Genomic DNA, 21,316 nt, shown 5'->3' with positions numbered 1-21,316 from the left:
TATTAAGTGACTTCCCCAGCAGTCCCTTTGCCCCATGACAATTATTTTAAAACCTCTGCCTGGTTAAGTATGGGTAAAAGAGCAATAGATACATGAAGGATGTTCTCAATTTAGCCAATCAACTTTATCTAGGCCATGAAAGGATTAAATGCTAAGTCAACAATATTATATAGTCAATAAGCTGTCATAAGCCAGTGCAATATCGGACTCCATCTTAATCAAATACAATAAACAAATGACCCGCTATATCTGTGCCTGATAGATGATATAGGAATAAACGGCGAACCTAAGAAAGCGCGTGGTGGCTATAAGCAGAAACCGACCAAATTTAAATCGAGTCATGCCTACCAGCATGCATACTGCTGAAAAGGGTATAGGGGTAATGGCTCCTACAAAAATTAAAAAGCCGCCAAATCTTCTGAAAAGGTTATGATATTGATTGACATATTTCGCCAAAAAACGATCAAAAAGCTCAGTTCCTTTAAACCGTCTGCCTACGAAATACCCTAACACTCCGGCTCCATATGATATGGCTGCAAGAAAAGCGACATCTAATACATAAGAATCAAACAAGCCACTGTTAATAGACCATATCATGAATAGCTCTGGCGGAATGATGCCAAAAACCACTTCAGAAATGGTATAGACCGTATAAACCATAAAAGGCCATTGACCTATATAGTCTAGAAATTCTTCAAAGTTAGTATGCTTCTGAAGAACTATATAAGCCACTATGATCAGGCTCAAAACAAACAGCCCTCTCACCAGATTCTTTATCAGGAACCTGGTTTTATAACTTAGCTTGCCCATATTGTAAAATGGGCTTTATTGAATAGGGCAGCGTTTAAATGGTTTACTCTCATCAAATAATTTGCGATAGGTAACATGGGTCTTAACGATTTCTCCACCCACTTGTTCCACCACCCTGATCATTTTAGGGTTAAAATCTCCTATCCAATTCATTTCCAGGTAAGGGTAACGATGGTATTTATCCTGAACCATCTCAGCAGTGGCCAAAACCAATGCTCCTTCTAAACCTTTACCCTGATGCTCAGGAGTAATCCCGAACACCAAGCCGAGCATTTTATTGCAGCTTTTAGTCCACTTATGATATAAAAACTTAAGTTTCCCAATCAGGTCAAGCTTACCATTTACATGCTTAAAGATCTGGTTTACCTCTGGCAGGTTAATATAAAACGCCACCGGCTCATCTTCATAATAGCCAAACCACACAATTTTTTCATCCATGATTGGCTTCATCTGCTTCATAATGGTCTTAGCCTGTAATGAAGACATTTGAGCCACTCCTTTATGGCGCGCCCAGGCTTTATTATATACCGTTCTGAAATCTTCGGTATACTTTTCCATCTTGCGCATGTCCATATGCCTGAAAGAATAGCCGGGAGCATTAAGCATTTTCTTCCCTTTCTCCATAAGCTTAGGAGAAAACGGATCTCTTACTTTACGCCCAAAAGTGTATTGATTAAAATATAATTGAAAGCCATAGGCTTCAAAAAGGTCTTTATAATAAGGGAAATTGTAGTTACAGTTATAGTTAGGCTCCAGCTCATATCCATCAACCAACAGCCCCCACCATTTATCTCTTTCTCCAAAGTTAATAGGTCCATCCATGGCCTCCATTCCTTTGGCCTCGAGCCATTCTTTACCAGTATCAAAAAGCTTGAATGCAGCTTCTTTATCATTAATACATTCAAAAAAGCCTAATCCACCAGTAGGTTGATCATTGCCTTTGTTTACTGTCTTTTTGTTTATGAATGCTGCTATCCTGCCTATGGTTTCTCCACCATCATTTTTCAAGATCCAGCGGATACATTCTCCACTTCTAAACGCCTTATTTTGTTTGGTATCAAAAACGGCATCTATATCCTTATCTAATGGGCGAATCCAGGTAGGATGATTTTTGTATAATCTTACCGGAAATTTTATAAACTCCTTAGCGAGCTCCTTAGAATTTACCTCTAGCATTTTCATAGCGCAATAATAAGGCTTTATTTCTCATTTTAGCGACTTATCCTTCCGGATTCTTGTTCGGAATCATAATATCAAAAGTACTACCTACATGCAGCTTACTTCTTAGCCTGATCTCTCCACCCAATTTCTCTATAGCATTTTTAACAATATAAAGGCCTATTCCTGATCCCTCAGAGTACTCAGTAGCCCGGTAAAACATTTCAAATACTTTAGATAAAATAGACTCTTCTATACCTATTCCGTTATCCTCAAACCTAATGTGGGCCATCTCATCTGTAATACCAATTTCTATTTTCACATAGTGCATCTCCTTTTCAGGGTCAAGATATTTAATGGCATTTGAAATAAGATTACGAAAGATCTCATTGATACGCCATTTATCACTATAAAAAGCATGATCAGATATTTCTATCTTCTTTTGAATTTCTTTCGCCTTAGGCAGATAGTTAAGATTAGTAAAACAGTCAGAAACGATCTGATTAAAATCAATAGCCTCTACAGTAATCGCCAATTTTAGATTTTTAGAATGGCTGAGCACATCATTTATAAAGCTATCGAGCTGCTTTACCCTGTTTTCTATTAAAGAGATATATTGGCGAATGTCATCTTCATTTTCTTCATACCCTGCCAGATTTACAAGGCCTAAGATTGAAGACAAAGGTGCTCTTAAATCATGAGACACCTTATAGACAAAGTTATCCAGCTCATTATTTCTTATCTGCAGTTCATGCTCTACTTCTGTACGCTCCGTTATGTCTACATAAATACCATAGATGCCTATGGTTTCATTTTTTAAAGAAACTGGCACTCCGTAAATAATAACCGGAACGGTATGGCCATCACTATGCAACCGGAATGACTCCAGCAAGCCCACTTGTCCACTGGCAGTGAGGGTATTGATATCTTTGGCCTCCTGCATCAGCTCAGGCGGCACCAACACACTATTAAGCTGATTCCCTATGACTTCTTCATCAGAGAAACCAAACATATTCTTAAAGCCCTGATTCACCTGCATTACGCTATGGCTTTCATCTAAAAGCACTATTCCCAGAGGGGAATTATCAAATAACTGGGTGAAAAGCAATTCATTTCTTTGGCTGAGTATTTCAGAACGCTTCTTTTCGTCAATATCCAAATAGGTGCCACAGACCTTCTTCACGCGGTTATTAGCATATCGTTCTACTACTCGCCCACGCACTAATAACCACCGGTAGCCTTCGTTTTTGGTTCTAAACCGATATTCGGCTTCATAATATGGCAGAAGTCCGGCCATGTGATCATTCAGCTTTTGAATGGTTTCTTCTACATCATCAGGATGTATGTAGCTAGACCACTCCTCTAATGTAAGCTCAAGCTCTCCTGGTTCATAGCCAAGCCTGGCAATCCATGATTTATTAAAAATGATTTTCTTACCATTCACCTTCCATTCCCACAAAGCCAATTCGGCTCCCTGAAGCGCTACATGCAATCGTTCCTCTGATAACCTGTACCGTTTTTGGGCTAGCTTTTTATCGGTAATATCTAATAATAACCCATATCTAATAACACTGCCCCCTTTTTTACGAGCTGGGCTGGATCTGCCCTCTATCCACTTTTCTTTGCCATTTACCAGCAAGCGCCCCTCCCATTGCCATTCCTTTACTTTGTTTCTACAAGAAAGGGTTGATTTCAAATAGCTTTGTTTATCTAAAGGGTGAATTAACCCTTCTAATAAAGAGGCATCACTTCTTACTTCTTCAGAGGTGAGATCAAACATCTCTTCACAGCCATGACTTATATACCTGAAGCGTTCCTCTCCATTAGGAAGCTCTTCCAGCTCATAAATTACTCCGGGTAAACCCAGCGTGAGCATCTGAAATTTTAAATGAGTATCCGTAAGAATTTGCTCGGCCTGCTTCTGAAAAGTAATATCAGACAGCACTATAACCACTTCTTTAACTATACCCAAGTTATTCTTAACAGGATATATATGGCCTCTAACATATTTCTTTTCTCCTATCTTATTTTTATACCAGCTCTTGGTATCAGCAGGATCATAATAAGTAGGTGGTAATTCTGAAGTTTCTCCGCCAAATCCTTTTTGAACAAAAGGCATAATACCTAAATCCAGTAGCTGATCATCATCAAGAATATTATATTTCTCCAGCATTTCCATGCCCATTTTATCATCCATATCCCATAAACGAGCATAGGCAGGGTTAAAATATTGCATTTTGCCCCCAGGTAGAAAAATAGCGGTAGCTACAGGTGACTCGGCTACTAATGATTGGTATTTAGCCCCAAGTTGCTCTTTAGAAACTTCCTTAAGCATAATCATGCACAAAGGCTCTTCCTCAGCATTTAAAGGCGAGAAACTTGGCGAAACGGTAACAATCTCTGAATTGGTATACAGATTATATATTTCAGACGAAGAATAACTTTGTGTAAAAAAAGCCGCTTCCGTATATTTTGCAAAGTCAAAATCCCAAACTGACAAGATATTTGTAACACTAGCGGAAATCACTTCTTCTCGGCTCTTTCCCGTTAATACCTCCATCCGCTTGTTCCAACCTACAACACGAAATTCTTTGTCTACAATTAAAATTGCCTCGGCATTGAGCTCTATAAAATTCTCAAGAAGAAACCTTGAGGAATCTAAATCATTCATACCATAATATTATAACCGAACTACGCAAGATAACCTTTCTTATTTAGGATTCAATAGCAAAATTGGTTTATTACCCCATTTATAAAAATGAAGATCATTAGAACGTAAGTAAGGTGTGGGTTATTAGTTTATACCAATAACACTCTCATAATAAATAAGTTAAAACTTGCCCTTATTTATTTCCCATAGATTATGATTTTCTGAAAACATAGGAAGCCACCATACCATGAAAAAAGTGCTTCTGCTGTAGCTGAGCAAGAGGTAAATTACTGAGGTGCTGAGGTAGGTTTAACAAATGGCTCGCTTCAATACCACTCACTACTCTAAAAAAGGTGTACATTATTTTTACAAGCCACTGTTGCCAAAAAGTTTCAGTTTTACAGAAATCAGCGAAGAGCCATATCCCTTCCTTTTTTAAGTGCTTATACAAAGAGGTGCTAATCACTTTTAGGCTGGCTTCAGTAAAAAGATCAAGAAAGAAAAAAGTGATAATGACATCAAAATCTCCTTTAATATCTTCTTGCGTGCCTAATTGAAAGTCTATTGACAGATTCTCAAATGGTGCTCTACTCTTTGCTCTTTTTAACATTGAAGAAGAGGCCTCCAAATAAACCAAATCCATAGCCCTGCCTAGCTTATCTAGAGACTCAAGAAATTTACCCGTTCCGCCTCCAATTACCAAAACCTTCGATTTTTTGGGTATCTTATTTAAAAACTCAACCTGAGCTCTTATTAATTCTTTTCCATACACCAATGAGGATAGTAAATCATATATTGGAGCAATCAGATTAAAATTTACTTTCATAAGCCAATTAGCAGCGTAATTAAAGGCAACAGAAAGATAGCATCACCCACCCAGCGGTATTTTTCATTTTTCTCAAAGGAAGATCTGAAAAAGGGAAGAGCGCCAAGTATTATCAACATGAACATAAATGTATATTCGAAGCTTTTCAAAGTGGGGATTTGAGATATAAAAACGGCCAAAGCCAATTGAAATAGAATAAAGACCTTTAAACCAATACGTACATTTTTCTCATTTAAATACTGCACTATAGAAGGAAAGCTATCTATCTGATCTGACCTTTTCTCATAAAGCGAAAAAACAATGAGGTTAGAAAGGGCAATCATAACAAACTGAATGAAAATGATGATTATTCGTAAGTCCAATTGTCCTTGATACAGGCTTACCGGCCCCACCATAATTCCAGCAGCATATAAAACAGCTATCATTAACTCTTTATGATAAACTGATTTAAGCTTAAGAAAATGTAACAATAAAAAATAAACCATTACTAAACAGCTAATGGCTATTCCAAAAAGCACTGTTTCAGAGGGAAGGAAAAACACCAAGTAGGCATTAACAATCAAAGCCCCCGCGCAAGCAATAGTAAGCACTTTAAAATATTTCTGATGGAAACGATGACGTTGTGTACTGGCCTTGTGCTTTAACCCACGGGCATCTACCAGGTGATCAAAAGTATAGATCAGCCACACGGTTAATCCTAAAATAAGAGTTACTGGCCAAGGGATACGTACGCCTAATATCTTGCTCACAAATAGTGAACATGAAACAGCCCCTACGGCCACATCTAAACTAAGTAGGTTAAAATATTTATACAGCCGCACCATCCCTCTCATATGTATCTGCTGGAGATTAAACAAAAAAGGCGAACCAAAGAGGTTCGCCTTTCAAAATTAATAAAATTATCTTTTAAGCACCTAAAGCTTCCGCTCCTGCCACAATCTCCAGGATTTCGGTAGTAATAGCTGCTTGTCTTGTTCTATTGTATGTTAATCTAAGATCTTTAAGAAGCTCACCAGCATTATCAGTAGCCTGATCCATAGCTGTCATTCTGGCTCCATGCTCAGAAGCATTAGATTCCAAAATGGCTTTATATAATTGAACTTTCAAAGATTTAGGTATTAAATCTTTTACAATCTGCTCTTGTGATGGCTCAAAGATATAGTCTACTCCATAAGTAGTAGCTTCAGCCTCTTCTGCACGCTCTACAGGAAGATATTGCTCTACATTAAGAATCTGAGTAGCCACGTTTTTAAACTCATTATAAATGATTTCTACTTTATCGAATTTTTCATCAACAAAAGAATCCATTACAAACTGAGCCGCTTCAGAGCTTTTCTCAAATGATACCGGAGAGAACATATTCCAGTAATCATTAATAACATTATAATTACGCTTAGTGAAGAATTCCAAAGCTTTTTTACCAATAGGCAAAATAGTTAATCTTCCAGCTTCGAATTGCTTCTTATATTTCTCCTCTATTACTCTGTTAGTAGCCTTAAATATAGAGCTGTTAAATGCACCGCAAAGCCCTTTATCTGAAGTAACTACAATCAGAAGTATATTGCCCTCAGCTCTCTCTTCAGAGTATTTGCTTGAATTGTTATCACCATCATTAAGTGATGATAAGTTCTTCAAAATGCCAGAAAGTTTCTGAGCATAAGGACGCATTTGTAAAATATTATCCTGAGCTCTCTTCAACTTAGCCGCTGCCACCATTTTCATGGCTTTAGTGATCTGCTGAGTAGAGTTAACAGACTGTATTCTCGCTTTTACTTCTTTTAAATTCGCCATTTATCGAATTAAGTTACCAGGGTGCATACACACCCTGAAAATGATTACTTACTGTATTGCTTAGATAAGTCTTTGGCCACAGAGGCCAATACTTCAGTAACACTGTCTTCCAGCTTACCAGCTCTTAGTGAATCCAATGCATCCTGATGCTTACTTCTTAGCACATCAATAAAGCTTCTTTCAAAAGCCTTTACTTTATCTACAGGTACATCATCTATCATACCTTTAGTAGATACAAATATAATAGCTACTTGCTCTTCTACCGCTACAGGAGAATATTGAGCTTGTTTAAGGATTTCAAGGTTTCTTCTACCTCTATCAATAGTAAGCTTAGTAGCAGCATCAAGATCAGAACCGAACTTAGCAAATGCTTCTAGCTCACGGAACTGTGCCTGGTCTAACTTAAGCGTACCAGCTACTTTCTTCATTGATTTAATCTGAGCAGAACCTCCTACCCTTGATACAGAAATACCTACGTTAATGGCCGGTCTGATACCAGAGTTAAACAAGTTAGTCTCCAAGAATATCTGTCCGTCAGTAATAGAAATTACGTTAGTAGGGATATATGCTGATACGTCACCAGCCTGAGTTTCAATAATAGGAAGTGCAGTAAGAGAACCACCACCTTTTACTTTCCCTTGTAAGCTTTCAGGAAGATCATTCATTCCTTGCGCTATCTCATCATTTTGAGAAATCTTCGCAGCTCTCTCTAATAATCTTGAGTGAAGGTAGAATACATCACCAGGGTAAGCTTCACGACCTGGAGGTCTTCTAAGAAGTAGAGATACCTCACGGTAAGCTACTGCTTGCTTAGATAAATCATCATATATTACTAAAGCAGGTCTACCTGTATCTCTGAAGTACTCACCAATGGCAGCACCAGTAAATGGAGCAAAGAACTGCATAGGAGCAGGATCAGCTGCAGAAGCAGAAACTACCACACTGTAATCCATAGCACCAGCTTTTTCTAAAGCAGCTACTACTCCAGCAACAGTAGAAGCCTTTTGACCTACTGCTACATAAATACAGAATACAGGCTCTCCTCTTTCATAAAATTCTTTTTGGTTGATGATAGTATCAATAGCCACGGCAGTTTTACCGGTTTGTCTATCACCAATGATAAGCTCTCTTTGACCTCTACCGATAGGAATCATAGAGTCAATAGCTTTAATACCTGTTTGTAAAGGCTCGTTTACAGGTTGTCTGTATATAACACCGGGAGCTTTTCTTTCCAATGGCATTTCGTAAGTTTCTCCCTCTATTGGGCCTTTTCCGTCTATAGGATTACCCAATGTGTCAACCACACGGCCAACCATGCCATCACCTGCATTAATAGAGGCGATACGGCCGGTTCTTTTTACAGTATCACCTTCTTTGATACCTTTAGATTCTCCGAAAATTACAGCACCTACATTATCCTCTTCAAGGTTAAGCACTAGTGCTCTAAGTCCATTTTCAAATTCAAGAAGCTCTCCTGACTGAGCTTTTGATAAACCATAGATACGTGCTACACCGTCACCAACCTCTAGTACCGTACCAACTTCCTCTAATTCGGCTTCGGTTTTGGCTCCGGATAGCTGCTCTCTAAGTATTGCTGAAACTTCGTCTGGTCTTACGTCTGCCATTGTATGTTGTTAATTTAAAATTCTTTGATATATGGATTTTGACTGAACTTGTGTTCTAATGATTTCAATTTTGTCTTCAGCGAATCATCAATCTGACGATCACCTACCTTAAGGATATAACCTCCAATGATTTCCTGGTCTACCTTCTCTACCAAATCTACTTTTTGCTTAGAAGAAATTTTCTTAACCATTTCTTCTATTTGTGCTCTAAGTTCTGGTGTTAGCGCTACAGCTGTAGTTACACTGGCTACCTCTATACCATTTATAATGTTATATTGAACATGAAATTCTTTGGCTATAGTAGGTAATAAAGCTTCACGGTTTTTTCTGGAAATAACCTTAAATATAGATAGGGTCAGCTCATTTACTTTTCCTTCAAACACTTTCTCCAAAATGGCCCGTTTCTTATTATTTTTTATCACAGGGTTTTTCAGCATAAGTGCAAACTCGCGGTTCTCTTCACATATTTTATGAAAAGAAAGCATATCATCATGCACCTGGTCTAAAACTCCTTGTTCTTTTGCTAGTTCCAGTAAAGACTTAGCGTAGCGTGAAGCGGCTCTGTGTTCAGTCATTTTCTAATTAATTCAGCTTAGCGTCTTTAACAAAATCTTCTATTAATTCTTTCTGAGCTTTCTCATCACTAAGTTCTTTTCTAAGAAGTTTTTCTGTGATTTGTAATGAAAGCTTAGCTACCTGATTTTTCACCTCAGTAAGTGCTGCCTGCTTTTCTGTTTGTATAGCAAGTCTTGCATCTTCAAGGATTTTTTTCGCTTGCTTTTCAGCATCTTGAGAAGCCTCTTCTTTTAAATTGTTGGCTACGTGTCTTGCATCTTTAAGAATCTGCTCTCTCTCGTGTCTTGCTTCATCTAATAGCTTAGCATTATCAGACTGTAAGCGCTCCATTTCTTGTTTGGCACGCTCAGCAGCATCTAAAGCCTCCTGGATAGATTCCTCTCTTATTTTTAGAGATTGAATAATTGGTTTCCACGCAAATTTGCCGAGGATGAACAATAATACCAGGAAAATAATAGCCTGCATGATAAACAAGCCGGGAGAAAAGTCATTAATCAGCTGATCCATTTCTTATATATATATATAATTCTGTGTTTAATTCTTAAGGTAAAGCACACCTTGCGCCTATCGCAACAAGGTGAGCTTTAATGTCTACGCACTATTATGCTCCTAAGATTAAGGCACCAAAACCTAATCCTTCTAATAATGCTCCAATGATAATCATAGCAGTTTGAATTTTACCGGCTGCTTCTGGCTGGCGAGCAATACTTTCCATTGCTTTACCTCCAATTTGACCAAGTCCAATTCCACCACCGATTACGATTAATCCTGCTCCAATTAAATTGTACATGTGTATAGATTTATATAATTAAACAATAAATTCAATTTTAGTGATGCTCTTCTATAGCCATACCTATAAACAATGCTGATAGCATAGTGAAGATATAAGCCTGAAGGAAAGCAACAAGTAATTCAATAATAGAGATAAACAAAGCCAGGAAGAAAGACATTCCCATAGCTGCTGCCGGGCCAAAAGCGGCCTTCATGGTGATTGATAAAGCGATAAGGCTCATTACCACAAAGTGACCAGCTGTCATGTTTGCAAACAAACGAATAAGTAGTGCAAACGGCTTGGTAAACATACCTATTATCTCTATAGGCATTAATATAATTTTCATTGGTACGGGTACTCCGGGCATCCAGAAGATGTGCTTCCAGTAATCTTTATTTCCACTAAACTGTACAATAAAGAATGTGAACAAGGCCAGGCAAACGGTTACGGCTATGTTACCAGTAACGTTAAAACCAAGCGGAGTCATTCCCATCAAATTGAGTATCCAGATATAAAAGAATGCCGTTAATAAATAAGGCATAAATTTCTGATAATGCTTTTCACCAATGTTTGGTCTTGCCATTTCATCTCTTACGTATATAACTAATGGCTCTAAGAAACGACCAACTCCAGTAGGGATAGGACCGTTTTTATAGCTTTTAGCTAATGATCCGAACATCAACAGGAGTAAAAGACCTGCGAATATCATACCTACTACGTTCTTGGTAATGGAAAGATCTAATGGAGTGGGGTTAGTAGGATGATGGTGCTCATCATATTCCATATGACCCTCTGCATTAGTTTTATAGATCTTTCCATGGTGAACAGCATAATAATTACCATTAGACTCAGCTACTTCTGTGTCATGGTGAAATTTAGATGACATGAAAACATGTAATCCGTCGTCCCATAAAATTACAGGTAAAGGAAAACCTATGTGTGTACCTGATTCACCTAAGGTGAACAACGTAAAATCGTGGGAATCTCTCAGGTGGTGATGGATATACTCATCAATTTCTTCTTTTGTATCCACGGCACCTCCTGTAGAATGGCCAGCTTCTTCATCATTTGATCCAAAGGCCAGGCTTGAGGCAAACAATATGACTAATAATGTAAAAAAGGCGGTGTTTTTTTTGATCATCACGCTACGGAAAAAAGGAATCTGTTATAATTTTGGCGCAAAGCTAAGAATTTCCCGAAAAGTAACTTCCCTTTTTACAAATTGTTTTGCAGAAAGTTGCTATCTGTTTTAGCCCTGCTGGGCATTAAGTAACCTGCCGCAATATACTGACTCCACCAATAAAAACACAAGCATTGGTATAACAACTGACAGTTTTTCTGGCTTATTCATACCTCCTTCTATAAAAAGAGCGTCTTTGAAGATCAATACGAAAAGTCCAATTTTTATAAAAATAGAACCAAGATAAGCATAACCGGCCTGGTTAGGCATAATAGTGCTAATAGCTTCTATTAATGCGCAAACCAGCAAAGTGGCTATAAAGTGAAAAATATAAATTGACTGTAGGGTAAAATGTAAGTCGTAGTTTCCTGAGTTGAGCACATACATCTGTAAACTGTACATAGCTACACTCATTACTATTAAAACTACGAAAAAAATAATGAACCTTTTAAAGGCTTTATTCATCTGAATTAGATTTGATAACTTCTCTGATGATTAAAAAAGTAGAGAGAAAGACCGCAACCAGTGTGATGATTTTTGCATAAAGACCAGACTCGTTTCCTGTCTCCTCATCAATAAGTTCACCCAACCAATGGCCTGCATAGATAGAAACGGCCAATTGCATGGCCATTCCTGAATATTTGATATAGTTATTATACTGCCTGGGCACCTTCAGGAGTTAAAGATTTGGTAGCCTGACCATTACTATTCATAGTTTCTATCTTAATCTCCTTAGTGGTAATGCCCATTTTACATCCTCCATTGAAAATGGCCCCAGTTTCTACTATTAGTTTATTGGTATATATATCACCATTTACTACCGCTGTTGGTTTAAGAATTAAGATCTCTGTGGTTTCAATATTGCCATCTAGCCTTCCTTCTATCTCAGCGTTTTGAGCCAGAATGCTGCCTTCCACAAAAGAAGATTGTCCCAAAGCCACTTTCGATTTTGTTTTAACATCTCCTATTATCTTTCCTTCAATCCTTATATTTCCAAATGTTTCAACACTACCTTGCAATACAGTTCCTTTGCCTATGATATTGCTTGAGTTGCTTATGAGTTCTGCTGTTTTATGATCTTCTTTAGAAGCGAACATACTTTAAGAGGGTTTAAAAAGTTACAAATTCTTCTGGATTAACAGAGTTTCCATTATTCCACAATTCAAAATGAAGGTGAGGCCCATCGGTAAGCTCCCCGGTATTACCAATTATGGCAATAATCTCTCCAGCGTTAACAAAATTACCAACTTTTTTCAAAAGTTCTGCATTATGCTTATACACTGAAATCAGGTTTCCCCTATGCTGAATGGCTATAACATACCCAGAATCTTGCGTCCATGACGACATTATTACCGTGCCATCTGCAATGCTTTTCACCGGTTCATTTTTCTTAGCTACGATATCAACGCCGAAATGGCCGTCTTTAATATTATAAGGAGAAGAAATAAATCCAGAAATCGGTGAAAAGAAGAATATCTCCTGTAACTCACTATAATTACCTGATGTATAGTTTAATAGTGACATATCTGTTCGCTCAAACTCCTGCCGGAATTGCGAATCAATAGGAGATAATTGACTCACGTCTATATTCTCATTAATGATTTCACTGCTCTCAATATGTTCCTGGTGGTATTCTTCACCAATATTAACGGTATCTCCGCTAAGCACGCGCTGGAAATTTTTTATAAACCGCTCTTTCTCATCTACCTCCAAGGAGAGAGAGTCTACCTTAGCTGTCAGTTCATAAAACCTTTTATTAGCTTCTATTTGAGCATGCCTGGGATCAAACCACTGTGCTAGTAAAGTTTTTACCAGCAGCAGACTTAAAAACATAAGGATAATAAACACTGTTACAGCAAGCAGAATTACCTTAGCATAGGTAAAACTGAAAGTGGACTTCTCAGCAAAGTTCTCCTCGTTTCTAATTATCAGCAGATAACGATTAACCAACCAACTCGAAAGTGTCTTTCTTGCCTTCAATTTGCTGTCTGTTAAAATTTAGGGCAACAAAAATAGATATAATAAACTATTATTGTATTAATTATCATATTTTTTACGTTGTTTGGACAGTTAACTAAATTTTAGCGAAACTCGCAACATACTGCATTTTAAATATCATTTTTGTATACATATTTTCTGGTAACCTAAAAACAGAACAAAAAGACTTTGTTACGCAATAAAAACTATACGCTACTTTCCTTCATCATTCTCCTTTTTTTACTCGGATGCTCCGCTGAACGTAAGAATATCATCAGTAAGGCATACCATAATACCACTGCAAGGTATAATGCCTACTTCTACGCTAAGAATGATATAAAAGAGATTAAAGAAATTGTAAAAAGCAGTGCCGACAATGACTACAATAAGGTCTTAAAAATATACCCTCCCATAGATTCTGTGCTGGCCAGTAGTTATAAGGAGCAGGTCGATGACTGTATTAAAAAATCTTCTCTGGTAATACAAATTCACAAGAATAGTAAGTGGGTAGATGACAGCTATGTGCTCATAGGGCTTGCCCGTTTTTATTCATTAGACTATGTAAATGCCATTGAGACTTTTAAGTATGTAAACACTAAAAGTGAAGATGATGACACCAGGCACCTGGCACTGGCACATTTACACAGAACCTTTACTGATTATGGCGAATACAATAATGCTATAGCCGTTTCTGATTATCTTAAAAAAGAGGATCTAGATAAAAAGAGTGCTAAAATACTTTATCTCAATCAGGCTCATTATTACCAAACCCAAGGTGATCTTGATAATATGGTGGCCAACTTAGTAAAAGCGGCACCTTTATTAAAAAGAAAAGATGGCAAAGGCCGTATCTATTTTATAATAGCTCAAATCTACCAGGATCTGGGCTTTGACTCCGAGGCTTACAATTTTTACAAAAAATGTATAGCCAGCAATCCTGAGTATGAGCTGGACTTCTATGCTCGCTTATACATGGCCCAAGTTACCGAACTTGGCAAATCAGGAGACCTAAAAGATGCCAGAAAACATTTCAAAAAATTATTGAAGGATAAGAAAAACGTAGAGTACAAGGATAAGATCTACTATGAAATGGCTGAATTTGAATTGCGCCAAGGGAATATGGATCAGGCAATCGCTTATTTTAAATCATCCATATACTCTAGTACTAACAATAATCGTCAAAAAGGTCAGTCTTATTTGAGAATTGGTCAGATAGAATATGATAGTATGGCCAATTATGAACTAGCTAAAAATTACTATGATAGTGCCGTTCAAACTTTACCGACAGATTTCGAAAACTATGCTCAGATTCAAGAACGCCAGCAAATTTTAGAAAAGTTCGTGACCCAGCTCAACACTATTCATCTACAAGACAGCTTGCTAGAATTGGCTTCTTTAGATTCTATAACCATAAGAAATACGATAGATGCATACTTAGAGGCACAAGCCGAAGAGCAACGTAAGATTGAAGAGAAAAACCGAATAGCAGAAAGAAGGCGGCAGTTTACACTCGCAAACGAAGACAGCGGTATAGGTAATAGCACAGGTTGGTATTTTGGTAATCCTTCGGCAGTAGCATTAGGTCAAACAGAATTTGAAAGAATCTGGGGAGACCGAGCGCTAGAGGATAACTGGAGATTAAGCAGTGTTCAAGGCAACACACCAGCCATAGGTCCTGATAATTTGGCTGAGAACAATGTTGAGGTGGTAGAAGGTACGCAAGAGGAGCCTGACGCCGATCCACTACCTCAAAGTAGTGAAGCAGATAAGCTTTATGCCCAAATTCCATTTAGTGATGAAGCCAAAGAAAAATCGCTAGAAATGATCAAAGAAGCGTACTACACACTGGGCAACATCTATTACTTTGACCTGCATGAGCTTGAAAATGCTTCAGCAACCTTTGAAAAGTTACTAACCAGATTTCCTGGATCAGAAAATGAACCTGAGGTGCTCTACCAAATGTACCTTATTAATAAGGCGTTGAATAGAAGTACAGACATATATAAGACTCAGCTACTGGATCAGTATCCTAACACAACATATGCTAAGCTACTTGCTAACCCGAACTATACCGAAGAAAGCACAGCAGCGAATGAACAATTGAAAGTAGTTTATAAAGATGCTTATGCTCTTTTTAAAAATGGGGAATACAAACTGGCCACTCAAAAGTTAGATTCAGGACTTAATAACATTACTGAAACTGTATTTAGTCCCAGGTTAAGGCTTTTGAAAATTTTAATAGTTGGTAAAACAGAAAATATAAATCTATATCAGTATCAGCTTTCAGAGTTTATTGAAAAGAACCCTGACAGTGACATCTTGCCATATGCAAAAGAGCTGCTTCAGGCATCTAAAAACTTCCAGGAAAAGCAGCAGCGTCTATTGGGTACTGAATTTGTTAAATATTTCGAGCAAGATCACTATTTCATATTAGTATACGAGTCTGGTAAAGACCTAGCCGACGTGTTGTCTAAAGAGGTTAGTAATTATAACAAGTCTTTATCAAATGCCAATTTAAAGACCAGCAACCTGATTTTGAATGATAAATATGACATGGTTATGGTCACCGGATTAGGTCAAAAAGAAGATGCTGTGAATTATTATGAAAAATTCATTGACACAGACGCCATTTCAGAAGATACTAAGAACTCAAAATTCTATAAATTTGTAATCACAAAAGATAACTTCAACATTTTTTACCAGACTAAAGACTTAGAAGCCTATCTAAGGTTTTTTAATAAAAACTATATTAATGGACTTTAAAAACATTCTACAAAAATTCAGAACTAAATCCACTAAGAAGTCAAAGGGGTTTAAATTCGCAGTACTAGCGTTGTGGATTTTTTTCTTTATCGTAGTGATATTGCTACCTATTTATATCCTTACGGTTAATGTAAACCTATTCGGATTATATGGAGGCATGCCCAGCCTTAAAGCCTTGGAAAATCCTGAAAATGACCTCTCTTCAGAATTAATTTCCGCTGATGGTGTTTCTCTAGGTCGTTATTTTAGATATAACAGAAGCCAGGTAACTTATGATGAGCTATCTCCGGAACTGGTTAATACCCTACTTTCTTCGGAAGACCACCGTTTCTATAAGCACCCAGGAATCGACTTTCAAGGTCTTATAAGAGCCGTAGTGGGTAAATTAACGTTCAACTATGCAGGAGGTGGTAGTACCATCACTATGCAGCTGGCAGAGAACCTCTTCAACACTATGACGGAGAACGAGGGTAGCCTTTATAAAATAAATGGACTTAAGCAGATAATCATCAAAACCAAAGAATGGATGATTGCGGCTCATTTAGAAAGAAATTTCACTAAAGAAGAAATAATAGCCATGTACTTTAACACCGTTTCATTCGGTAGTAACGCATATGGTATCAAAGCTGCGGCTGAAACATTCTTCGGTAAGCAGCCTAGTGAACTTAATTATGATGAATCTGCTGTATTAGTAGGTCTATTACAAGGAACCTATGCTTTTAGCCCAGTATATAATTACGAGAGTTCAGTAAAGAAGAGAAACCAGGTGCTAGGGAAAATTTACCGACATGGGCATATCACCCAAGAGGTATTAGATTCACTTCGCACAAGCCCTATTGACTTGGAAAGTTATGATGTAGCCAACCAAAATAAAGGATTAGCTACTTACTTTAGAACTGTAATCAGGCGTGATCTTATAGAATGGTCTGAGCAAAATGGATATGACCTTTGGGAAGATGGCTTAAAAATCTATACCACCATAGATAGCCGAATGCAGCGTTATGCAGAAGAAGCGGTTACAGAACATATGTCCAAACTCCAAGAGTTATTCGATGATCACTGGGGAGACAGAAACCCTTGGATCAATGAAGGAAAAGAGATACCTAATTTCTTAGAATCTCGCTTTAAACGTACTGAACATTACAGAGAACTGGTAAAAAAATATGGTCGTGATTCTGATAGCCTCAAAATCATGATGAATAAGCCGCGTAAAATGACGGTTTTCAGCTGGGGAGGTGAAAAAGATACTCTTATGAGTCCGTTGGACTCTATCAACTATTATAAACGCTTTTTACAAACAGGTCTCATGTCTATGGATCCTCACACTGGCCATATTAAAGCTTGGGTGGGTGGTATTGACCATAAATATTTTAAATATGATCACGTAAAGCAAGGTAAAAGGCAGCCGGGTTCTACCTTCAAGCCCTTTGTTTACGGCACGGCTATAGAGCAGGGTTACCCTCCATGCTTTGAAGTACCTGATGTGATGGTAACTTTCAACCTTCCTGAAGGTGGCACATGGACTACCCCTAACTCAGATGGCAAGTATGGTACCGGAGACAAAATGACCATCAGACAAGGAATGGCAAGGTCTGTAAATACGATCACTTCATATCTCATGAAAGAAGTCACTCCTAAAAATGTAGTGGACTTTGCTCATAGAGTAGGTATAGAGAGCCACCTAGATGAAGTGCCTTCGTTATGTCTTGGAGTTAGTGATGTTTGTATTTATGAACTTGTGGGAGCATATAGCACCTTTGCTAATAATGGTATATACACCAAACCATATTACATCACCAGAATTGAAGATAAGAATGGTAATGTTATTGAAAATTTCGTTCCTAAAACAAGACAAGCTATCAGTCAATCTACAGCCTATAAAATGCTTTACATGCTACGAGGTGGTGTGGAGGAAAGAGGTGGTACCTCTGTAGGTATTGATAGAGAATTAAAAATCAACAACGAGGTAGGTGGTAAAACAGGAACTACCAATAATGCTTCAGATGGCTGGTATATGGGTGTAACAAAAGACCTCGTAACCGGAGTTTGGGTAGGAGGTGATGAACGAAGCATACACTTCAGAAACTGGATATCCGGTCAAGGAGGAAGAACTGCAAGACCAATTTGGGAAAAGTATATGCTCAAGGTTTATAATGATAAAGACCTGGCCATAGAAAAAGGTCCGTTTGAGCGCCCAATTGGTGGCATTGACGTCAACCTGGACTGTAGCAGGTATAATCAGGTATCTTCTGATTCCACAGAAGCAGATGAAGGTGAAGATGAACAAATGTGGGATGATTCAGATTTCAATAATTAATGCAAGTTCCTAAACTTAAAGTTGATCAAAGAAACATATTACCACAACAGCCCGGTGTCTACAAATTTTACAATAAGGAAGACCAACTGATATATGTTGGTAAAGCCAAAAGTCTCAGAAAACGAGTTGCTAGTTATTTCACAAAATCACACCAGCTCAACAGAAAGACAAGAAAGCTTATTTCTGAAATTGAAGCTATTGCTTATACCATTGCAGACACCGAGTTTGATGCACTATTATTAGAAAATAACCTTATCAAGGAGAATCAACCTAAATATAATATTCTCCTTAAAGACGATAAGACCTTTCCTTATATATGCATTATTAATGAGCGCTTCCCCCGTATAATTTCAACCAGAAAGTTTATACCTACTTTCGGTGAATATTTCGGGCCATTTTCCAGTGTTTCGGCAATGAAAAATGTGCTGGATCTCATTAGGAAGCTTTACACTATTCGAACTTGTAAATTAAGCCTTACTCCTAAAAATATTAAAGACCACAAATTCAAAGTATGTCTTGAATATCATATCGGGAACTGCCAAGGCCCTTGCGAAGGTTTACAAAGTGAAAGTGATTATGACAACGACATTGAGCAAGCAAGAAACATATTAAAAGGCAATCTCGGAGTTGTCAAAAACTACTTCAAAAGCCATATGTTGGATGCTTCTCAAGAATTACAATTTGAAAAAGCTCAATTATTTAAGGAAAAATTAGCGCTCTTAGAAAAATTCCAGATTAAGTCTACCATTGTTAACCCTAAACTTTCTGAACTAGATGTATTTAGTATAGTTACAGAAAAACAAACTGCATTTATCAATTATATGCAGGTGAAAAATGGAGCTATTACACTAGCCAAGACCATTGAGGTAAAGAAAAAATTAGAAGAACCCAATGACGAAGTACTTACATTAATTGCAGTCGCCCTAAGAGACCTACACAATAGCGATCATAAGGAAATCATTTCAAATGAACCTATTAATTTAGGTGAGGGGATAATTAATACAGTCCCTAAAATAGGTGATAAGCGCAAGCTGCTCGAACTATCATTAAAAAATTCATTAGAATACAAAAAGGAGAAGCTCACCTATTCAGGGAAGAAAAAGCAAAATGAAACATTAGTACAACTTAAGCTTGATTTAAAATTAACCGAAATCCCAGAGCATATAGAGTGCTTTGATAACAGTAACCTACAAGGTACCAACCCTGTAGCCTCAATGGTTTGTTTTAAAAATGGAAAACCCTCGAAGAAGGATTATCGCCATTTTAATATTAAAACAGTAGTTGGACCAGATGATTTCGCTTCAATGAAAGAAATAGTGCATCGGCGCTACCGAAGACTACTCAACGAAGACCTTCCACTACCTCAGTTAATAGTTATTGATGGAGGTAAAGGACAGCTAAGCAGTGCTTGTGAGGCACTAAAAAATTTAGGTTTGTACGGGAAAATTCCAATAGTGGGTATAGCCAAAAGATTAGAAGAAATTTACTTCCCCGAAGATAGTATACCAGTACACATCAATAAAAAATCTCCTTCTCTTTTACTCTTACAACGGGTAAGAGATGAAGCGCATAGATTTGCTATAACTTTTCACCGTCAAAAAAGAAGTATAAATACTTTCCAGACAGAGCTCGAACAGATCCCAGGCATTGGCAAAAACACTACAGATAAACTTCTTAAAGAGTATAAGTCCATCACAAAAATTAAAAAACTAAGCTTGGAAGAACTTAGCAGTTCCGTAGGAAATCAAAAAGCTCAAATCATAATCGAGCATTTTAATAAAGGGCTTAATAACAAAGCTTAATTCCAATTAACAGTCTCCAACACGATTAACTGGGACTTAAATCTAGCGCCTCATCCAATATTAGCTAAAGAAATATAGGGTTCTGTTATAAAAGGAAAATTGCTATCAACAAAAAAAGGGCCACAGATGTGGCCCTTTTTTATTATCGTTATAGGATTAATATTCCCAAAGGTTGTGTTCTTTTTCCATCAGTTCCATCTCCCACCATTCAGATGCCATTACAGCTTCCATCCTATTCTTGTACATATCTACAATAGGATCATCATCAGGGTTTTCGAATTTAAACAAAGTAGATCTAAATTCTCTTAAAGATAATGCATCAGCAAAATTCTTATTTTCAGCACTGTTGTATCTATTGATCCATATAGCTGTTTCAGGATGATCCTTAAACAACTTATACAAGTCTTTGTATTTAAGCACTACCAATGGCAACTCTACTCCATCAAGAGTTTCAGAGCCAGGTATAATTAACTGGATACTCTGAGGTTTATAATAAAGTCTTGATCTTCTTTTATCGAAAATCATATCTTCCATTAACCTCAAAATACTGATCTGACGAGGTAAGAACAGAATTGCACTACCTACTCCAGGAGTAGCTTCCCAATCATCTGGTGATTCAGAAGGAACAGAAGTAATCTCATCGAAAATAGCCGAATAAACTACACCGTTATATTTTACCTGATCACCTTCGTAGTACTCTACACCTGGTTCCCAAGGAGCTATTTCAAGACCTTCTTGATAAACTAATCTGTTTAAAAATTCATCCTTGCTCATCTTTGTAGTTAGTGAATCATTAGTATATAAATCCACTAGTTCACCAGATCGAATAGCATCGAGGATAAAAGCAGTTATCTCGCCACCTCTTGCAAAGAATCCTTTATTTTGCTTTTCTTTTAAATCAATTGTTCGCCATACTCGCCTTTTAAACAGATGCTCATACTTTGCTATGGGCTCTATTGAATTAGGATTATATTGATCCAATTCACTCTTCTGCGCTAACATAGGAGTGGCCAACAATCCTATAAAGACAACAAGTATAAATTTTTTACAGTTTATCATGTTCACAACC

19 protein-coding genes are annotated in these 21,316 nt (G+C 37.4%); 3 read left to right on the top strand and 16 right to left on the bottom strand.

The genetic code is table 11. The annotated features are described in order from the left end of the window. Positions 1–243: 243 nt before the first annotated feature. The 15 genes from LVD15_RS08800 to LVD15_RS08730 form a co-directional block, all read right to left on the bottom strand. Positions 244–810, bottom strand: coding sequence for a YqaA family protein (locus LVD15_RS08800; RefSeq protein ID WP_233779925.1), 567 nt, complete (start codon positions 808–810; stop codon positions 244–246). A 15-nt stretch (positions 811–825) separates the two neighbouring features. Next, entirely contained in the window at positions 826–1,992 is a 1,167-nt protein-coding gene (locus tag LVD15_RS08795) for a GNAT family N-acetyltransferase (protein ID WP_233779924.1), read from the bottom strand. A 37-nt stretch (positions 1,993–2,029) separates the two neighbouring features. Continuing rightward, entirely contained in the window at positions 2,030–4,639 is a 2,610-nt protein-coding gene (locus LVD15_RS08790; protein ID WP_233779923.1) for a PAS domain-containing sensor histidine kinase, read from the bottom strand. 190 nt (positions 4,640–4,829) lie between these two features. Then, entirely contained in the window at positions 4,830–5,444 is a 615-nt protein-coding gene (locus tag LVD15_RS08785; protein ID WP_233779922.1) for a class I SAM-dependent methyltransferase, read from the bottom strand. Further along, positions 5,441–6,277: a hypothetical protein gene (locus LVD15_RS08780; protein WP_233779921.1), complete on the bottom strand. Its 837-nt coding sequence runs from the start codon at positions 6,275–6,277 to the stop codon at positions 5,441–5,443. Before LVD15_RS08780 ends, LVD15_RS08785 begins: the two co-directional genes overlap by 4 nt. Positions 6,278–6,350: 73 nt before the next feature. After that, positions 6,351–7,235 carry an ATP synthase F1 subunit gamma gene (atpG, locus tag LVD15_RS08775; protein ID WP_233779920.1) on the bottom strand — a complete coding sequence of 295 codons (885 nt, stop codon included), beginning with the start codon at positions 7,233–7,235 and terminating at the stop codon, positions 6,351–6,353. Positions 7,236–7,279: 44 nt separating this feature from the next. After that, positions 7,280–8,860 (bottom strand): F0F1 ATP synthase subunit alpha, encoded by a 1,581-nt coding sequence (gene atpA / locus LVD15_RS08770; protein WP_233779919.1) that lies wholly within the window; start codon positions 8,858–8,860, stop codon positions 7,280–7,282. A gap of 14 nt (positions 8,861–8,874) precedes the next feature. After that, a complete protein-coding gene (gene atpH / locus LVD15_RS08765) occupies positions 8,875–9,435 on the bottom strand; it encodes an ATP synthase F1 subunit delta (protein ID WP_233779918.1) in 561 nt (186 codons plus the stop codon). Between the two features lie 7 nt (positions 9,436–9,442). Continuing rightward, positions 9,443–9,943, bottom strand: coding sequence for a F0F1 ATP synthase subunit B (locus LVD15_RS08760; RefSeq protein ID WP_233779917.1), 501 nt, complete (start codon positions 9,941–9,943; stop codon positions 9,443–9,445). A 94-nt stretch (positions 9,944–10,037) separates the two neighbouring features. Further along, positions 10,038–10,226 carry an ATP synthase F0 subunit C gene (gene atpE / locus LVD15_RS08755; protein ID WP_202245536.1) on the bottom strand — a complete coding sequence of 63 codons (189 nt, stop codon included), beginning with the start codon at positions 10,224–10,226 and terminating at the stop codon, positions 10,038–10,040. 37 nt (positions 10,227–10,263) lie between these two features. Further along, the gene (gene atpB / locus LVD15_RS08750; RefSeq protein ID WP_233779916.1) at positions 10,264–11,349 is read right to left on the bottom strand and encodes a F0F1 ATP synthase subunit A; all 1,086 of its coding nucleotides are present in this window, start codon (positions 11,347–11,349) and stop codon (positions 10,264–10,266) included. Between the two features lie 108 nt (positions 11,350–11,457). After that, positions 11,458–11,853 carry a DUF6168 family protein gene (locus tag LVD15_RS08745; RefSeq protein WP_233779915.1) on the bottom strand — a complete coding sequence of 132 codons (396 nt, stop codon included), beginning with the start codon at positions 11,851–11,853 and terminating at the stop codon, positions 11,458–11,460. Further along, positions 11,846–12,058 carry an AtpZ/AtpI family protein gene (locus LVD15_RS08740; protein ID WP_370687403.1) on the bottom strand — a complete coding sequence of 71 codons (213 nt, stop codon included), beginning with the start codon at positions 12,056–12,058 and terminating at the stop codon, positions 11,846–11,848. The genes LVD15_RS08745 and LVD15_RS08740 overlap by 8 nt, the downstream gene beginning before the upstream one ends. Further along, on the bottom strand, positions 12,042–12,485 hold the full coding sequence (locus LVD15_RS08735) for a bactofilin family protein (protein ID WP_233779913.1): 444 nt from the start codon (positions 12,483–12,485) through the stop codon (positions 12,042–12,044). The genes LVD15_RS08740 and LVD15_RS08735 overlap by 17 nt, the downstream gene beginning before the upstream one ends. Positions 12,486–12,498: 13 nt before the next feature. After that, positions 12,499–13,368 (bottom strand): M23 family metallopeptidase, encoded by an 870-nt coding sequence (locus LVD15_RS08730; protein ID WP_233779912.1) that lies wholly within the window; start codon positions 13,366–13,368, stop codon positions 12,499–12,501. A 186-nt stretch (positions 13,369–13,554) separates the two neighbouring features. Here LVD15_RS08730 and porW point away from each other — a divergent pair, with 186 nt between their 5' ends. Genes porW through uvrC form a run of 3 tightly spaced genes read left to right on the top strand, consistent with a single transcriptional unit; the run spans position 13,555 to position 20,247 of the window. Beyond that, complete coding sequence (porW, locus tag LVD15_RS08725) at positions 13,555–16,128, top strand: type IX secretion system periplasmic lipoprotein PorW/SprE (RefSeq protein WP_233779911.1); 2,574 nt, start codon at positions 13,555–13,557, stop codon at positions 16,126–16,128. Then, positions 16,118–18,445: a transglycosylase domain-containing protein gene (locus tag LVD15_RS08720; protein ID WP_233779910.1), complete on the top strand. Its 2,328-nt coding sequence runs from the start codon at positions 16,118–16,120 to the stop codon at positions 18,443–18,445. Before porW ends, LVD15_RS08720 begins: the two co-directional genes overlap by 11 nt. Then, positions 18,445–20,247: an excinuclease ABC subunit UvrC gene (gene uvrC / locus LVD15_RS08715; protein ID WP_233779909.1), complete on the top strand. Its 1,803-nt coding sequence runs from the start codon at positions 18,445–18,447 to the stop codon at positions 20,245–20,247. Before LVD15_RS08720 ends, uvrC begins: the two co-directional genes overlap by 1 nt. Positions 20,248–20,403: 156 nt before the next feature. Here uvrC and porN read toward each other — a convergent pair whose 3' ends face one another. After that, entirely contained in the window at positions 20,404–21,306 is a 903-nt protein-coding gene (gene porN, locus LVD15_RS08710; RefSeq protein WP_233779908.1) for a type IX secretion system ring subunit PorN/GldN, read from the bottom strand. Between the last annotated feature and the right edge of the window lie 10 nt (positions 21,307–21,316).

The organism is Fulvivirga maritima, from assembly GCF_021389955.1.
In the GTDB taxonomy this organism is placed as follows: domain Bacteria; phylum Bacteroidota; class Bacteroidia; order Cytophagales; family Cyclobacteriaceae; genus Fulvivirga; species Fulvivirga maritima.
The sequence above is the reverse complement of the archived record's forward strand: the minus strand, read 5'-3'. Positions and strand labels throughout refer to the sequence as shown.

Coding starts and splice junctions, on each gene's coding strand:
- LVD15_RS08800 (WP_233779925.1), bottom strand. CDS start 810: ATGGGCAAGCTAAGTTATAAAACCAGGTTCCTGATAAAGAATCTGGTG.
- LVD15_RS08795 (WP_233779924.1), bottom strand. CDS start 1,992: ATGAAAATGCTAGAGGTAAATTCTAAGGAGCTCGCTAAGGAGTTTATA.
- LVD15_RS08790 (WP_233779923.1), bottom strand. CDS start 4,639: ATGAATGATTTAGATTCCTCAAGGTTTCTTCTTGAGAATTTTATAGAG.
- LVD15_RS08785 (WP_233779922.1), bottom strand. CDS start 5,444: ATGAAAGTAAATTTTAATCTGATTGCTCCAATATATGATTTACTATCC.
- LVD15_RS08780 (WP_233779921.1), bottom strand. CDS start 6,277: ATGAGAGGGATGGTGCGGCTGTATAAATATTTTAACCTACTTAGTTTA.
- atpG (WP_233779920.1), bottom strand. CDS start 7,235: ATGGCGAATTTAAAAGAAGTAAAAGCGAGAATACAGTCTGTTAACTCT.
- atpA (WP_233779919.1), bottom strand. CDS start 8,860: ATGGCAGACGTAAGACCAGACGAAGTTTCAGCAATACTTAGAGAGCAG.
- atpH (WP_233779918.1), bottom strand. CDS start 9,435: ATGACTGAACACAGAGCCGCTTCACGCTACGCTAAGTCTTTACTGGAA.
- LVD15_RS08760 (WP_233779917.1), bottom strand. CDS start 9,943: ATGGATCAGCTGATTAATGACTTTTCTCCCGGCTTGTTTATCATGCAG.
- atpE (WP_202245536.1), bottom strand. CDS start 10,226: ATGTACAATTTAATTGGAGCAGGATTAATCGTAATCGGTGGTGGAATT.
- atpB (WP_233779916.1), bottom strand. CDS start 11,349: ATGATCAAAAAAAACACCGCCTTTTTTACATTATTAGTCATATTGTTT.
- LVD15_RS08745 (WP_233779915.1), bottom strand. CDS start 11,853: ATGAATAAAGCCTTTAAAAGGTTCATTATTTTTTTCGTAGTTTTAATA.
- LVD15_RS08735 (WP_233779913.1), bottom strand. CDS start 12,485: ATGTTCGCTTCTAAAGAAGATCATAAAACAGCAGAACTCATAAGCAAC.
- LVD15_RS08720 (WP_233779910.1), top strand. CDS start 16,118: ATGGACTTTAAAAACATTCTACAAAAATTCAGAACTAAATCCACTAAG.
- uvrC (WP_233779909.1), top strand. CDS start 18,445: ATGCAAGTTCCTAAACTTAAAGTTGATCAAAGAAACATATTACCACAA.
- porN (WP_233779908.1), bottom strand. CDS start 21,306: ATGATAAACTGTAAAAAATTTATACTTGTTGTCTTTATAGGATTGTTG.